Origin of the sequence: Streptomyces sp. NBC_00162 (genome assembly GCF_024611995.1) — a bacterium.
In the GTDB taxonomy this organism is placed as follows: Bacteria; Actinomycetota; Actinomycetes; order Streptomycetales; family Streptomycetaceae; genus Streptomyces.
In genome coordinates, this window is record NZ_CP102509.1 from 3,051,742 (window position 1) to 3,066,768 (window position 15,027).

14 protein-coding genes are annotated in these 15,027 nt (G+C 70.9%); 5 read left to right on the forward strand and 9 right to left on the reverse strand.

Annotation, left to right across the window (positions count from 1 at the left end; all coding sequences use genetic code 11):
• The first annotated feature begins 6 nt into the window (after positions 1-6).
• From JIW86_RS13985 to JIW86_RS13995, 3 genes are all read left to right on the forward strand, one after another.
• Positions 7-420 carry a roadblock/LC7 domain-containing protein gene (locus JIW86_RS13985; protein ID WP_030037347.1) on the forward strand — a complete coding sequence of 138 codons (414 nt, stop codon included), beginning with the start codon at positions 7-9 and terminating at the stop codon, positions 418-420.
• A gap of 93 nt (positions 421-513) precedes the next feature.
• Positions 514-1,074, forward strand: coding sequence for a DUF742 domain-containing protein (locus JIW86_RS13990; protein ID WP_257554011.1), 561 nt, complete (start codon positions 514-516; stop codon positions 1,072-1,074).
• Positions 1,055-1,642 carry a GTP-binding protein gene (locus JIW86_RS13995; RefSeq protein ID WP_215149809.1) on the forward strand — a complete coding sequence of 196 codons (588 nt, stop codon included), beginning with the start codon at positions 1,055-1,057 and terminating at the stop codon, positions 1,640-1,642. The genes JIW86_RS13990 and JIW86_RS13995 overlap by 20 nt, the downstream gene beginning before the upstream one ends.
• A 165-nt stretch (positions 1,643-1,807) precedes the next feature.
• Here the strand turns inward: JIW86_RS13995 and JIW86_RS14000 are convergent, their stop codons facing one another.
• Both JIW86_RS14000 and JIW86_RS14005 read right to left on the reverse strand, forming a co-directional pair.
• Positions 1,808-1,999 carry an acyl-CoA carboxylase subunit epsilon gene (locus JIW86_RS14000; RefSeq protein WP_215149810.1) on the reverse strand — a complete coding sequence of 64 codons (192 nt, stop codon included), beginning with the start codon at positions 1,997-1,999 and terminating at the stop codon, positions 1,808-1,810.
• Positions 2,000-2,014: 15 nt separating this feature from the next.
• Complete coding sequence (locus JIW86_RS14005) at positions 2,015-3,598, reverse strand: acyl-CoA carboxylase subunit beta (protein WP_215149811.1); 1,584 nt, start codon at positions 3,596-3,598, stop codon at positions 2,015-2,017.
• A 264-nt stretch (positions 3,599-3,862) separates the two neighbouring features.
• Here JIW86_RS14005 and JIW86_RS14010 point away from each other — a divergent pair, with 264 nt between their 5' ends.
• Positions 3,863-4,471, forward strand: a complete 609-nt coding sequence (locus JIW86_RS14010) for a YceI family protein (protein WP_257554012.1) — start codon at positions 3,863-3,865, stop codon at positions 4,469-4,471.
• Between the two features lie 38 nt (positions 4,472-4,509).
• Here the strand turns inward: JIW86_RS14010 and JIW86_RS14015 are convergent, their stop codons facing one another.
• The 6 genes from JIW86_RS14015 to ureA form a co-directional block, all read right to left on the reverse strand.
• Entirely contained in the window at positions 4,510-5,850 is a 1,341-nt protein-coding gene (locus JIW86_RS14015) for a hypothetical protein (protein WP_257554013.1), read from the reverse strand.
• A 76-nt stretch (positions 5,851-5,926) separates the two neighbouring features.
• Entirely contained in the window at positions 5,927-7,555 is a 1,629-nt protein-coding gene (cimA, locus tag JIW86_RS14020) for a citramalate synthase (protein ID WP_257554014.1), read from the reverse strand.
• Between the two features lie 336 nt (positions 7,556-7,891).
• Positions 7,892-8,530, reverse strand: coding sequence for a TetR/AcrR family transcriptional regulator (locus JIW86_RS14025; RefSeq protein ID WP_257554015.1), 639 nt, complete (start codon positions 8,528-8,530; stop codon positions 7,892-7,894).
• Between the two features lie 37 nt (positions 8,531-8,567).
• The gene (locus JIW86_RS14030) at positions 8,568-9,605 is read right to left on the reverse strand and encodes an agmatine deiminase family protein (protein ID WP_257554016.1); all 1,038 of its coding nucleotides are present in this window, start codon (positions 9,603-9,605) and stop codon (positions 8,568-8,570) included.
• Between the two features lie 12 nt (positions 9,606-9,617).
• On the reverse strand, positions 9,618-11,363 hold the full coding sequence (locus JIW86_RS14035) for an urease subunit alpha (protein ID WP_257554017.1): 1,746 nt from the start codon (positions 11,361-11,363) through the stop codon (positions 9,618-9,620).
• The gene (ureA, locus tag JIW86_RS14040) at positions 11,360-12,070 is read right to left on the reverse strand and encodes an urease subunit gamma (RefSeq protein WP_257554018.1); all 711 of its coding nucleotides are present in this window, start codon (positions 12,068-12,070) and stop codon (positions 11,360-11,362) included. The genes JIW86_RS14035 and ureA overlap by 4 nt, the downstream gene beginning before the upstream one ends.
• 157 nt (positions 12,071-12,227) lie before the next feature.
• Between ureA and JIW86_RS14045 the strand changes: the two genes are divergently transcribed.
• Positions 12,228-13,649: a cytosine permease gene (locus JIW86_RS14045; protein ID WP_257554019.1), complete on the forward strand. Its 1,422-nt coding sequence runs from the start codon at positions 12,228-12,230 to the stop codon at positions 13,647-13,649.
• A 74-nt stretch (positions 13,650-13,723) separates the two neighbouring features.
• Here JIW86_RS14045 and JIW86_RS14050 read toward each other — a convergent pair whose 3' ends face one another.
• Positions 13,724-14,809: a branched-chain amino acid aminotransferase gene (locus JIW86_RS14050; RefSeq protein WP_257554020.1), complete on the reverse strand. Its 1,086-nt coding sequence runs from the start codon at positions 14,807-14,809 to the stop codon at positions 13,724-13,726.
• Between the last annotated feature and the right edge of the window lie 218 nt (positions 14,810-15,027).

Here is a 15,027-nt window from a genome sequence, read left to right on the forward strand (position 1 = left end):
AGCCCGATGAGCCAGGCGGCACAGAACCTGAACTGGTTGATCACCAACTTCGTGGACAACACCCCTGGGGTGTCCCACACCGTGGTGGTCTCCGCCGACGGACTCCTTCTGGCGATGTCCGACGGGTTTCCGCGCGACCGCGCCGATCAGCTGGCGGCCGTGGCCTCCGGTCTGACCTCGCTGACCGCCGGAGCCTCCCGCATCTTCGAGGGTGGCGCCGTCAACCAGACCGTGGTCGAGATGGACCGGGGATTCCTCTTCCTCATGTCCGTCTCGGACGGATCCTCGCTCGCGGTGCTCGCGCACCCCGAGTGCGACATCGGCCTCGTCGGCTACGAGATGGCCCTTCTGGTGGATCGCGCGGGCAGTGTCCTCACCCCGGACCTGCGTGCCGAGCTGCAGGGAAGTCTTCTCAACTAGCAGACAGGCAGTGCGTTTCGCGCCATCGCACCATAGGGTGCGGTGGCGCGGTTCCACAGGGAGTACCGCGTAGTTGGAGTCGGAGGAGGAAACGTGACAACACCCGGAGGTCATCCTTATGGCGGCGCCCAGCAGCCGCAGGGTGGGCAGCACGACCAGAACCGCTTCAACTTTCCCTCTGCTCCAAGCCGGCCCATGCCGGAGCACAACCCGTACCAGCAGCAGCCGTACGGCCAGCCCCAACAGCCCCAGCAGCCCTACATGCCTCCGCAGCAGCCTTCGCGCGCCATGCGGCAGCCGGCTCCGAAGGCCCACAACCCGCTGGTGCGCCCGTACGCGATGACCGGCGGCCGTACTCGGCCGCGCTACCAGCTCGCCATCGAGGCGCTGGTCAGTACCACGGCCGACCCCGCGCGGCTGCAAGGGCAGTTGCCCGAGCACCAGCGCATCTGCCGTCTGTGCCAGGAGATCAAATCCGTCGCGGAGATCTCGGCACTCCTCTCCATTCCTCTTGGTGTCGCCCGCATCCTCGTCGCCGACCTGGCGGAGGCGGGCCTTGTCGCCATTCACCAGCCCGGCGGCGACGAGTCTGCCGGCGGCCAGCCAGATGTGACACTGCTCGAAAGGGTGCTCAGTGGACTTCGCAAGCTCTAACGGCGGAGCGGCTCCCGCCCGCTCCACCACCTCCGCGAAGATCGTGGTGGCGGGCGGTTTCGGCGTGGGCAAGACCACGTTCGTCGGAGCCGTTTCCGAGATCAACCCGCTGCGCACCGAAGCCGTCATGACCTCCGCCTCGGCGGGCATCGACGACCTCACCCACACCGGTGACAAGACGACCACCACGGTCGCCATGGACTTCGGCCGCATCACCCTGGACCAGGACCTGATCCTGTACCTCTTCGGTACGCCCGGCCAGGACCGCTTCTGGTTCATGTGGGACGACCTCGTCCGCGGCGCCATCGGCGCCGTCGTGCTCGTGGACACGCGCCGCCTCGCCGACTGCTTCCCCGCCGTCGACTACTTCGAGAACAGCGGCCTGCCGTTCGTCGTGGCCCTCAACGGCTTCGACGGGAACCAGGCCTACACCCCGGAGGAAGTCCGCGAGGCCCTGCAGATCGGCCCGGACGCCCCGATCATCACCACCGACGCCCGCCACCGCGCGGACGCCAAGAGCGCGCTCATCACCCTGGTCGAGCACGCCCTCATGGCCCGCCTGCGGTAGCGGCTGCCCCGCCCGTACACCGAAGGCCCCCGCGTCCCTGACGCGGGGGCCTTCGCCGTGAGCTCCGTACGGCCCCGTACGGCCCCCGTGCGGGCTCCGTACGCGGGTACGCGGAAGGCCCCGCACCCTCGGGGAGGGTACGGGGCCTTGCGTCGAACTCGGAGCTCAGCCCTGCCAGCTGTGCGGGGCGCGGAAGCCCGGGGTGCGCTCCAGGCGGCGCCAGCCGGCCTGGGAGCGCGGGATGCCTGCGGTCTCGGGGGTGGCGGCGGCGCGGGCGAGCAGGATCGCGGTGATCGCGGCCAGCTCCTCGGGCTCGGCGTTGCCCTTTTCGACGCGCAGAAGAGTGTCGGTGCTCATCGGTGGCTGGTCTCCTTACTGCGGCGGGTTGCCGTGCTTGCGGGACGGCAGGTCGGCGTGCTTGTTGCGGAGCATCGCGAGGGCGGCCACGAGGGTCTCGCGGGTCTCGGCGGGGTCGATGACGTCGTCGACGAGGCCGCGCTCGGCCGCGTAGTACGGGTGCATCAGCTCGGCCTTGTACTCCTTGACCATGCGCACGCGCATGGCCTCGGGGTCCTCGGCGTCCGCGATCTGCTTGCGGAAGATGACGTTGGCGGCACCCTCGGCGCCCATCACGGCGATCTCGTTGGTGGGCCAGGCATAGGTGATGTCGGCGCCGATGGACTGGGAGTCCATGACGATGTACGCGCCGCCGTAGGCCTTGCGCAGGATCAGCGAGATCCGCGGGACGGTGGCGTTGCAGTACGCGTACAGCAGCTTGGCGCCGTGGCGGATGATGCCGCCGTGCTCCTGGTCGACGCCCGGCAGGAAGCCGGGGACGTCCAGCAGGGTGATGATCGGGATGTTGAAGGCGTCGCACAGCTGGACGAAGCGCGCGGCCTTCTCCGAGGCGTGGATGTCCAGGACGCCGGCGAGGTGGCCGGGCTGGTTGGCGACGATGCCGACCACCTGGCCGTCCATCCGGGCCAGGGCACAGATGATGTTGCGGGCCCAGCGCTCGTGGATCTCCAGGACGTCGCCCTCGTCGACGAGCTCCTCGATGACCTTGAGCATGTCGTACGGGCGGTTGCCGTCGGCGGGCACCAGGTCGAGGAGGACCTCGGAGCGGCGGTCCGCCGGGTCGCTCGTCTCGTGGACGGGCGGGTTCTCGCGGTTGTTGGAGGGCAGCATCGAGATGAGGTAGCGGACCTCGGAGATGCAGGTCTCCTCGTCGTCGTACGCGAAGTGCGCGACGCCCGAGGTCTCGGCGTGCACGTCCGCGCCGCCGAGGCCGTTCTGGGTGATCTCCTCGCCGGTCACCGCGCGGACCACGTCCGGGCCGGTGATGAACATCTGCGAGGTGTCCCGGACCATGAACACGAAGTCCGTGAGGGCCGGGGAGTAGGCGGCGCCACCGGCGCAGGGGCCCAGCATGACCGAGATCTGCGGGATGACGCCCGAGGCCTTGGTGTTGCGCTGGAAGATGCCGCCGTAACCGGCGAGGGCGGAGACGCCCTCCTGGATGCGGGCGCCGGCGCCGTCGTTCAGGGAGACCAGCGGGGCACCGGCCGCGATGGCCATGTCCATGATCTTGTGGATCTTCGTGGCGTGGGCCTCGCCCAGGGCGCCGCCGAAGATGCGGAAGTCGTGGGCGTAGACGAAGACCGTGCGGCCCTCGACCGTGCCCCAGCCGGTGATGACACCGTCGGTGTAGGGCTTCTTGCCCTCCAGGCCGAAGCCGGTCGCGCGGTGGCGGCGGAGCTGCTCGACCTCCTTGAAGGAACCTTCGTCGAGGAGCAGCGCGATGCGCTCGCGGGCGGTCAGCTTGCCCTTGGCGTGCTGGGTCTCGGTCGCGCGATCACTGGGGCCGCGCCGCGCCTGCTCGCGCAGGGAGTGCAGCTCGGCCACGCGCCCACGGGCGTCCGTCGGCTCGCTCGGGGTCTGGTCCACAACGGTCATGTACCGACCTTACGAAGATCGCGATGAAAAACCTCCGTTCATTCCGCACAGTCTCGGGAGTCTTCCGCTGTCCGGCCCGCACAGTACGGCCGGTGGATGCAAGGACTCCGCCAGACGGGACCTACGTCCTTTGTGGTGCTTCCACAAAACTGCCTGACACCCCGCCCAGATGTTGAAATTTGAACGGAATAGGTCTAGCGTCGTTCCCGTTGAAATCGTTGAAGATTCAACAGAATCTCTCAGGACACTACCAAGGAGCACATCATGGGTCTCTTCACCCGCCGCAGCCAGGACACCGCCACCGTGACCGCCGATCTGGCCGTGGACCCGGCCCTCGCCGCCCTCACCGGCGACTACGTCATCGACGCCTCCCACAGCAGCATCGGCTTCACCGTCCGTCACGCCATGGTCACCAACGTCCGCGGCAGCTTCGACGCCTTCGAGGGCAGCCTGCACCTGGACGGCAGCGACCCGGCCCGCTCCACCGCCTCCATCGACGTGACGATCGGTTCGGTCAACACCGGCATCGGCGACCGCGACGCCCACCTGCTGGGCAGCGACTTCTTCGACGCCGAGCTCTTCCCGCTGATGACCTTCCGCTCCACGCGGGCGGCCCAGCTCGGCGGCGACGCGTACCGCATCACCGGCGAGCTGACGATCAAGGACGTCACGCGGCCGCTCTCCATCGACCTGGAGTTCGCCGGCTCCGCCACCGACGTGTACGGCAACGAGCGCGTCGGCTTCGAGGGCTCCGCCGAGATCCTGCGCTCCGACTGGGGCCTGACCTGGAACGCCGCGCTGGAGGCCGGCGGTGTGATGGTCAGCGACAAGGTGAAGCTGAGCTTCGACATCTCGGCCATCAAGCAGGCCTGACCGGCTGACCAGCGCAACCGCGGATCCTTCGGGGGCGGCTAGAAGCCGCCCCCGCCGTCGAATCCGCCACCGCCGCCGAAGTCCCCGCCGCCGAAGTCGGACGGGTTGAAGTCGGCCCCGGAGATGTCCCCGCCCTCGTAGCCGTTGCCCATGCCACCGCCGAAGTCCGAGGCGTAGGCGGGGCTGGACATCATCGAACCGAGCATCGTGCCCACGAGCAGACCGGGCAGGATGCCCCCGCCGAAGTAGCCGCCGGCCCAGGGACCGTACGCCGGGCCGGCGTCGTAGTACGGCCGCGGCCCGTGCGCCGTGTCGACCGTACGGACCGCCGGGTCCAGGCCGTCCCGCAGCCGGACGGCGTCCGCCGTGCAGACCGGCACGGTACGGGCGGCCCCGCCGGCCGGAGCCCAGGAGGCGTCCTCGGCGCTGGGCCCGTGGCGCGGGTCGAAGAAGCAGGGCGAGCGGCGCTCGGGGAGCGGCCTGCCCTGACGGCGCGCGTCCAGGCTGGCCAGCGCGAAGCGGCCGTCCTCCAGGGCCTGCGTGACGCCCTTGACCTCTTCGGGGTACCGCACCGAGGCCATGATCTGCTTGGCCTTCTCGTACGAGTCGAGCCCCTGCTCGTAGTCCTTGCGCATGGCGTCGTCCGCGCCGGGCTCGCCGGGGTGGAAGTCGAGGCGGTCGAGTTCCTCGCCGAAGGCCGTGATGTCCTCGTCCACGACCACGCTCAGCCGCTCGATGGCCTCGCGCCGGGTCTCTTCCTTCTTCTTCCGGTTGCGGCGGACCAGCGCGTACGCGCCACCGCCGCCGACCGCGGCCACCGCGGCGAGGGTGATCAGCCCGCCGACCGGGGCACCGGCGTCCGTGCCGGTGCTGCCCCAGGAGGCCGGGGCGCCACCCTTGGCCTGGCTCAGCGCCTGGTCGACGAAGTTGTCGAGCTGGGTCGCCGCGTCGGGAGCCCCCACCTTCACCGCGTCGGTGAGGTTGCGTACGGCGTTCGCCGGCATGACCGCCTTGTCGGCTCCGGCGTTGAAGCCGTCGCCGAGCCGGATCGCGTAGAGCCCGGTGATGCCGGTCTCGGCCCGGACGGCGCCGAGCACCTTGTCGGCGGGGAACTCGCCCGTCGCGGGCAGCACGGCGACGAACACCGGCTTCCCGGAGTCCTTGATCTTCTTCGCGAGCGCGTCGGCCTCGGCCTTCGGCAGCTGCGCCTCGGCCCGGGGATCGACGTAGACGGGCCCCTCCTTGAGGGCCTCCCCCACGGCTGCGACCCCGGTGTCCGCCGACGCCTGCGGGGCGGCCACGAGGGCGGTCGCCGACAGGGCCAGCAGCAGACCGGCAAGCAGCGATCCAACGCGTACGGACATCAGCCTGGTCCTCATATCCATGACGCTACCCGAACCGGCACTTTCCTGTGTGAGCAGGACATAAGCCCCGGTCCGGGCCCTGACCAGGGGACTACTCGGCCGGTTCCACGCCCGCGTGCAGGAGGCCGTACGTGAAGGCGTCCTCCAGGGCCTGCCAGGACGCGGCGATCACGTTCTGGGCCACGCCGACCGTGGACCACTCCCGGACGCCGTCCGTCGTGGCGATCAGCACGCGGGTCGTGGACTCCGTGCCGTGCGTGCCCTCCAGGATGCGGACCTTGTAGTCGACGAGCTCGAATTTCGCGAGCTGCGGGTAGAACCGCTCCAGGGCCACCCTTAGGGCCCGGTCCAGCGCGTTGACCGGGCCGTTGCCCTCGGCCGTCGCGACGATCCGCTCGCCCTTGGCCCTCAGCTTGACCGTGGCCTCGTTGGCGTGGGTGCCGTCCGGACGGTCCTCGACGATCGCCCGCCAGGACTCGATGCGGAAGTACTTGCGGGCCCGGCCCTCGGCCTCGGCGCGCAGCAGCAGCTCGAAGGAGGCGTCGGCGGCCTCGTACGTGTAGCCCTTGAGCTCCCGCTCCTTGACCCGCTCCACGACCCGGGAGATCAGCGCGCGGTCCCCGCCCAGCTCGACGCCGAGCTCCTTGCCCTTGAGCTCGATCGAGGCGCGGCCGGCCATGTCGGAGACCAGCATCCGCATGGTGTTGCCGACCCGCTCGGGGTCGATGTGCTGGTAGAGGTCCGGGTCGACCTTGATGGCCGAGGCGTGCAGGCCCGCCTTGTGCGCGAAGGCGGAGACTCCCACGTACGGCTGGTGCGTGGACGGCGTGAGGTTGACGACCTCGGCGATGGCGTGCGAGATCCGGGTCATCTCGGCCAGGGCGCCCTCGGGGAGCACCTTGCGGCCGTACTTGATCTCCAGGGCGGCCACGACGGGGAAGAGGTTCGCGTTGCCGACGCGCTCGCCGTAGCCGTTGGCCGTGCACTGCACGTGGGTGGCGCCCGCGTCCACGGCGGCGAGGGTGTTGGCGACGGCGCAGCCGGTGTCGTCCTGGGCGTGGATGCCCAGACGGGCGCCGGTGTCGGCGAGGACGGTCGCGACGGTCGCGGTGATCTGGGCGGGCAGCATTCCGCCGTTGGTGTCGCAGAGGATGACGACGTCGGCGCCGGCCTCGTGGGCGGCGCGTACGACGGACTTCGCGTACTCGGGGTTGGCCCGGTAGCCGTCGAAGAAGTGCTCGCAGTCGACGAAGACGCGGCGGCCCTGGGCCACCAGGTGGGAGACCGTGTCCCGGACCATCTCGAGGTTCTCGTCCAGGGTGGTGCGCAGGGCGAGTTCGACGTGGCGGTCGTGGGACTTGGCGACGAGTGTGATCACCGGGGCGCCGGACTCCAGCAGGGCCCGCACCTGCGGGTCGGTGGCGGCCGCGCCTCCCGCCCGGCGGGTCGCGCCGAAGGCGACCAGCTGGGCGTTCTTGAAGTCGATCTCGGCGCGGGCGCGGGCGAAGAACTCGGTGTCGCGGGGGTTGGCGCCGGGCCAGCCGCCCTCAATGAAGCCCACCCCGAAGTCGTCCAGGTGCCGGGCGATCGTGAGCTTGTCGGCGACCGTGAGGTTGATGCCTTCGCGCTGGGCGCCGTCGCGCAGCGTGGTGTCGAAGACATGGAAGCTGTCGTCCAGGTCCCCTGAGCGCACAGTTGCCGCCTCTGGTGTCGTCGTCATGCTGATCTGACTCCTGTCGGATGAGTGGTTCCGGATGCCCGGGGGTCCACTGCCCCCATCATCGCGCGCGGTCCGGCCCCGGCAGGGATGGGCCGGGAAACGAAAAAACCCCTCGCGGGTAGCGAGAGGTCTGCGCGCGGGTCCGAGGCACGGTGGCCGCTTCCGCGAAGTTCTTCCGCGGTTCAGCGGCCACTGGGGACCGGCGCGCTGCTGGCGATAATCATGAGCTGAGCAGGCACACCCGCAGCTTGCCATATCACCTGCGGCCCGCGGACACGTATCTCAGCATGCGGGCAGCGGTCGGGCGGACGGCTGCCGCCCGGGCCGGCCCCGGGCTCAGGCCTGTGCCCGGGGCGTCTCCCGCGGGGAGAGGGTCTCCGTCAGGAACTCGCGTACGTGGTCCAGGATCGCCTCCCGGTCCATCGAGGGCAGGCCCACCGCCAGCTGGATGCTGAACCCGTCGAGCAGGGCCCGGATGCGGGCCGCCACGCGGTCGGGGTCCACCGGGCGGAACTCGCCGCGCGAGATGCCCTCCGCGAGCAGCGCCACCAGATCGCGGTGCCAGGCGCCCTCGATGGCGGCCTGGCGGTCGCGTTCCTGGGGGCCGGCGTTCTGTGAGCGGTTCCAGACCTCCAGCCACAGCGTCCAGTGCGGGTCGCGGGGCTGCGTGGGCACGTAGAGGTCGACGTACGCCCGCAGGCGCTCGCTCACCGGGCCGCGGCGGGAGAGGAGCGCCCGCCGCTCGGTGCCCAGTTCCGCCTCGCTCCACTCCAGGGTCTGCAGCAGGAGCTCGTCCTTGCTGCGGAAGTAGTAGAGGAGGTGGCCGCTGCTCATGCCGACCTCACGGCCCAGACCGGCCATGGTCAGGCCTTCCAGGCCGCGTTCGGCGATCGTGGCCATGGCGGCGACGAGTACGTCCTCGCGCGGGGGCGCGTTCTTGCGCGCCGCCCGTACCGGTACTGCACCCGCCGCCATGGCCCACTCCTCGTCGCTCCGTTGCCGGTCCCGGTCCTCAGACCTTCGGCTGCTGCTGGGTGATGCAGTGGATTCCGCCACCCCCGGCGAAAATCGTACGTGCGTCAACGAGTGTCACGGTCCGCTCGGGGAACAGTCCGCGGAAGATCTCGGCGGCCTCCTCGTCGCGCGGGTCGTCGAAGGAGCACAGCACGACACCGCCGTTGCACAGGTAGTGGTTGATGTAGGAGTAGTCCACCCACTCCCCGTCCTCCTCCAGCACGGTCGGCGCCGGGATCTCCACGACCTCCAGCTGCCGGCCCTGCGCGTCGGTGGACGCCCGCAGGATGGCGGCGATGGTCTTGCAGCGCTCGTGGTCCGGGTGGGCCGGGTCGGGCTGGGTGTGCACCATGACCACGCCGGGGCGGGCGAAGGCGGCGACGATGTCCACGTGGCCCTGGGTGCCGTAGGTGCCGTAGTCACCGGCCAGGCCGTACGGGAGCCAGATCGCCTTGGTGGTGCCGAGGTGGGCGTGGATCTCGGCCTCGACCTGCTGGCGGGACCAGCCGGGGTTGCGGCCCTCGCCGAGCTGCACGGTGTCGGTGAGGAGCACGGTGCCCTCGCCGTCGACGTGGATGGCGCCGCCCTCGTTGACGAGCGGGGTGCTGTACGTACGGGTGCCGACCACGTCCGAGACGTGCCGGGCGATCTTCGAGTCGTGCTCCCAGCGGGCCCATTCCTGGGCGCCCCAGCCGTTGAAGGTCCAGTCGACCGCCGCGAGCTCGCCGGCGTCGTTGGTGACGAAGGTCGGGCCGATGTCGCGCATCCAGGCGTCGTCGAGCTCGCGCTCCACCAGCTGGACGTCGTCACCCACGATGGCGCGGGCGCTCTCGGCGTCGCCGGGCGAGACGACGAGCGTCACGGGCTCGTACGTACGCACCGCGCGGGCCACGGCGCCCCAGGCCTCGCGGGCCTCGGCGAGCTCCTGCTCGTTGGTGAAGGTCGGGTTGGGGCTGGGCCAGGCCATCCAGGTGCGCTCGTGGGGGGTCCACTCGGCGGGCATCCGGAAACCGTCGTTCACGGGCTGTGCAGTCATGGCAGGGGGTCCTTACAAGAAGTACAGGCGGTTCAGGGAGACCGATTCGGCGGCTTCGGAGCGCAGCGGTTCCCCGTCGAGGGAGACGAGGCCGCTGCGCGCGTCCACATCGACCGCGCCCACCCGGGAGTTGAGGAGCAGGTCCTTGGGGCCGATGCCGCGGGTCCCGCGGACGGCGACCCGGCGTCGGCGGGTCGGCATCTCGTCGCTCCCGAGGGCGGCCGCTGCGGCCGAGACGAAGGCGACGGAGATGTCGGCGGCGGTGGCCCCGTACGAGCCGAACTGCGGGCCGAGGACCAGCGGTTCGCAGGTGTCGGTGGCGGCGTTGGGGTCGCCGGTGACCCCGTACGCCGGGAAGCCGGACTTGAGGACCAGCTGCGGCTTGGCACCGAAGAACTGCGGGCGCCACAGCACGATGTCGGCGAGTTTGCCGACCTCGATGGAGCCGATCTCGTGGGCCAGGCCGTGGGCGATGGCGGGGTTGATGGTCAGCTTGGCCATGTAGCGCAGGACGCGGGCGTTGTCGTCGCCCTCGCCGTCGCCGGGCGAGTCTCCGTCCAGGGGACCGCGCTCGCCCTTCATCTTGGCGGCCATGGCGAAGGTGCGGCGGATGGTCTCGCCCGCGCGGCCCATGCCCTGGGCGTCGGAGGAGGTGATGCCGATCGCGCCGAGGTCGTGCAGGACGTCCTCGGCCCCCATGGTGCCCGCGCGGATCCGGTCGCGGGCCATGGCGGCGTCGCCCGGGAGGTCCGGCTTGAGGTCGTGGACGGAGACGATCATGCCGTAGTGCTCGGCCACCGCGTCCCGGCCGAAGGGCAGGGTGGGGTTGGTGGAGGAGCCGATGACGTTCGGCACGCCCGCCATCTTGAGCACGTTGGGGACGTGTCCGCCGCCGCAGCCCTCGATGTGGAAGGCGTGGATGGTCCGGCCGTCCAGGACGCGCAGGGTGTCCTCGACGGAGAGGCACTCGTTGAGGCCGTCGCTGTGCAGGGCGACCTGTACGTCGTACTCCTCGGCGACCCGCAGGGCGGTGTCCAGGGCGCGGGTGTGCGCGCCCATGTCCTCGTGGACCTTGAAGCCGGAGGCGCCGCCTTCGGCGAGTGCCTCGACGAGCGGGGCGGCGTCCGAGGAGGAGCCGCGGGCGAGGAAGCCGATGTTGACGGGCCAGGCGTCGAAGGCGTTGAAGGCGTGCTTCAGCGCCCACGGGGAGTTGACGCCGACGCCCCAGACCGGGCCGAACTCCTGGCCGATGATCGTGGTGACGCCCGCAGCGAGCGAGGCCTCCATGATGCGCGGGGAGAGCAGGTGGACGTGGGTGTCCACGGCTCCGGCTGTGGCGATCAGGCCTTCGCCGGAGACGATCGACGTACCCGTGCCGACGACCACGTCGACCCCGTCGAGGGTGTCCGGGTTGCCGGCCCGGCCGATGGCGTGGATGCGGCCCTCGCGGATGCCTACGGAGACCTTGCGGATGCCGAGGACGGCATCGATCACCAGGACGTTGCTGATGACGACGTCGCAGGTCTCGCGGACGGCGGCGGCCTTCAGGTGCAGGCCGTCGCGGGCGGTCTTGCCGAAGCCGGCCAGGAACTCGTCCCCGGGCTTCTGGGCGTCGGACTCCACCCGGACGGTGAGCCCGGAGTCGCCGAGCCGCACCCGGTCCCCGGCCCGGGGGCCGAAGACGGAGGCGTACTCGTGCGGGTCGATGTGGCGGCTGCCCGGCGCGCAGTGATCGCTGTGGGGGGTCTTCTTGCTCACGCCTGGTCTCCGTCCGCGTGGTCGGTGGCGACGCCGAGATAGCCGCAGGCGGCGGCCCGGCGCAGGGCCTCTTCCTTGGCTCCGGGGGCGTCGAGGGGGCCGTCGACCAGGCCCGCGAAGCCGATCGCGACGCGGTCGCCGCCGATCGGGACGAGTCCGACCTCGCCCTCGCCGTGCGGGTCGAACCGTACGGACGAGCCCGCCGGTACGCACAATCGCATCCCGTAGGCCGCGGCGCGGTCGAAGTCGAGGCGCGGGTTCGCCTCGAAGAAGTGGAAGTGGGAGGTGACGCTCACCGGCACGGCGGCGGTGTTGCGCACGCGCAGGTGCAGCACCGGCTCGGGCTGGGGGAGGCCGGGGCCGGGGACGACCGCCCCGGGGGCGTCGTCGCCGAGCGGCACCGCGCCCTGGATGGGGGACGAGACCACCGCGAGCCGGGATCCGTCGTCGAAGACGGCCTCCACGTGCACCTCGGTGACCACGTCGGACACACCCGGCAGGACGTCGCCGGGGCCCAGCACGGTGCGGGCCTCCTCGATGGCCTCCGCGAGCCGTTTGCCGTCGCGCGCGGCCTCGCAGACCGTGTCCGCGATCAGCGCGGTGGCCTCCGGGACGTTGAGCTTCAGGCCCCGGGCCCGTCGGGCCCTGGCCAGTTCCGCAGCGCTGCGGAGCAGCAGCCGGTCGCGCTCCGTAGGGGTCAGCCGCACGCCGATCCACCACCTCTTGAGTCGATGGGTTAGAGCATCACTCTAACTCTTCATTTCGTTGCAGGGAATCATTGACCTGGGAGCAGGGCTTGAGTCACATTGAGTGTCGCTCAAACAAATGCGCAACCATCCCCCGCCCTGCCAAGGGAGTCCCCCCATGCCCATCGAACAGCGCGGAGTCGACACCATCCCCGAGGAGGAGCGGACGAGCGGTCCCCGTGACCTGATCTCGATCCTGCTCGGATCCAACCTCTGCCTCGGCGTGATCGTGTTCGGCTGGCTCCCCCCGTCCTTCGGACTGGGCCTGTGGCCCTCCGTCACCGCCATCGTGACCGGCACCGTGGTCGGCATCGCCTTCACCGCGCCGCTGGCACTGGTCTCCCTGCGGACCGCCACCAACCTCTCCACCTCCAGCGGAGCCCAGTTCGGTGTCCGCGGCCGCCTCGTCGGCTCGGTCGTCGGGCTGCTGCTGTCGCTGGGCTACACCGCGCTCACCCTGTGGATCGGCGGCGACGTGATGGTCGGCGTGCTCTCGCGGCTCACCGGGCTGCCGGACACCGGCGTCTCGCGGGCCGTGATGTACGGCGTACTGGCCGTCTGTACCGTCGTCGCGGCCGTCTTCGGCTACCGGCTACTGCTCCGCATGAGCAAGATCCTGTCCATCGGCATGGTGATCCTGCTGGCCATCGGCCTCTTCGCCTACGCCCCGGACTTCACCGCCGCCGCGCCGGCGGACACCGAGTACCTGCTGGGCTCCTTCTGGCCGACCTGGCTGCTCGCGGCCGTCGCCGCCGGCCTGAGCGGCCCCGTCGCCTTCATCACCCTGCTCGGCGACTACACCCGCTACATCTCCCCGCGCAAGCACAGCTCCCGCAAGGTCTTCCGGGCCACCGGCTTCGGCCTGCTGATCGGCCTGCTGATACCGCAGCTCTTCGGCACCTACACCGCGCTCGCCGCCCGGGCCGGCGCCGAGTACGCCGGGCCGCTGGTCGAGGCCGCGCCGTTCTGGTACCTGGTCCCGCTGCTCGCCGCGGCCGCCGCCGGTTCGGTGGGCAACGCCGGGCTGATGCTCTACTCCATGGGCCTCGACCTCGACGCGATCGTCCCCAAGGCCACGCGCACCACGGCCACCGTGATCGCCGCGGCCGTCGCCACCGCCTTCGTCTTCGTCGGCTCCTTCGAGTGGGACGTGCAGGCGGCGATGACCTCCTTCGTCCTCCTGCTGACCGCGATCGGCACCCCGTGGGCCGTGATCACCCTGATCGGCCACGTGCGCTGCAAGGGGCGGTACGACGCCGACGCCCTCCAGGTCTTCAACCGCCGCTCGGTGGGCGGGGTCTACTGGTACCGCGGCGGCTGGAACGTGGCCGCCACCGCCTCCTGGGCCATCGGCGCGGGTGTCGGCCTGCTCGCCGTGACCACCCCGTTCTACGAGGGCCCGCTGCTCGCCCTGACCGGCGGCGTGGACTGCTCCTTCGTCCTGTCCGGCCTGGCCGGCGGGCTCGTCTACACGGCCCTGACCGCGCGCACCTCCCCGGCGGCCGTTCCGGCCGAGGAGCCGGAGCCGGTGGCCGCCTGAGTCCCTCCGTACGCACGCAGGCCCGCGCCCGGGAGATCCGGGGCGCGGGCCTGCGTGCGTACGGGCCCGGGCGACTAGCCCAGCGGGTGCATCCAGCCGTGGGTGTCGGCGGCGTGGCCGGTCTGGAGCTCCAGGAGCGCCTTGCGCAGCCGCATGGTGACCTGGCCGGGCTCGCCGTCGCCCTGGGTCCAGTTGGCGCGCTCGGACTTCACCGAGCCGACCGGGGTGATGACGGCGGCGGTGCCGCAGGCGAACACCTCGGTGAGGGTGCCGTTCGCGTTGTCGCGCTGCCAGTCCTCGGTGGTGATCCGGCCCTCTTCGGCGGTGTAGCCGAGGTCGCGGGCGATCGTGAGGAGGGAGTCGCGGGTGATGCCGGGAAGGAGCGAGCCGGTGAGCTCCGGGGTGACGATGCGGTCGCCGTACACGAAGTACAGGTTCATCCCGCCCATCTCCTCGATCCAGCGGTGCTCGACGGCGTCGAGCCAGACCACCTGGTCGCAGCCGTGCGAGGCCGCCTGGGCCTGCGCGACCAGCGAGGCCGCGTAGTTGCCGCCGGTCTTCGCCGCGCCGGTGCCGCCCTTGACCGCGCGGACGTAGTCCTCGGAGAGCCAGACGGAGACGGGCTTGACCCCACCGGGGAAGTACGCGCCGGCGGGCGAGGCGATGACGATGAAGAGGAACTCGTTCGCCGGACGGACACCGAGGCCGACCTCGGAGGCGAACATGAACGGCCGCAGGTACAGGGAGGCCTCGCCGGAGTCCGGCACCCAGGCGCGGTCCTGCTGGATGAGGGCGTCGCAGGCCTCGATGAACAGCTCGGCCGGCAGCTCCGGCATGGCCATGCGGCGGGCCGAGGACTGGAAGCGCTCGGCGTTGGCCAGCGGGCGGAAGGTGGCGACGGTGCCGTCGGGCTGGCGGTAGGCCTTGAGGCCCTCGAAGATCGTCTGCGCGTAGTGCAGCGTCATGTTCGCCGGGTCGATCGCCAGGGGCGCGTACGGGACCAGCTCGGCGTCGTGCCAGCCGCGGCCCTCGGTCCACTTGATCGTCACCATGTGGTCGGTGAAGTGGCGGCCGAAGCCGGGGCTGGCCAGGATCGCCTCGCGCTCCGCGTCGGACAGCGGGTTCGAGGAGGGCTTGAGCTCGATCGTGGGCGTCGTCATGAGTGCTTGTCCTTCACCGGTTGTGTATGGCGGACCGCGCTCACGGCGTACTAGGACGTCCGAGCTTCCCCGCATTCCGCGGCCTCGCGTTCGATTATCGCGCGCACGAGGGCTTCGGAGAAGCGGGGGTAGCGGCCCAGGGGAGATGGTGGCACCCGGGGCCGCACAGGAAAAGCCGCCGGGTCCCCTATATGACCCGACGGCTTCCTGAAGTGGTG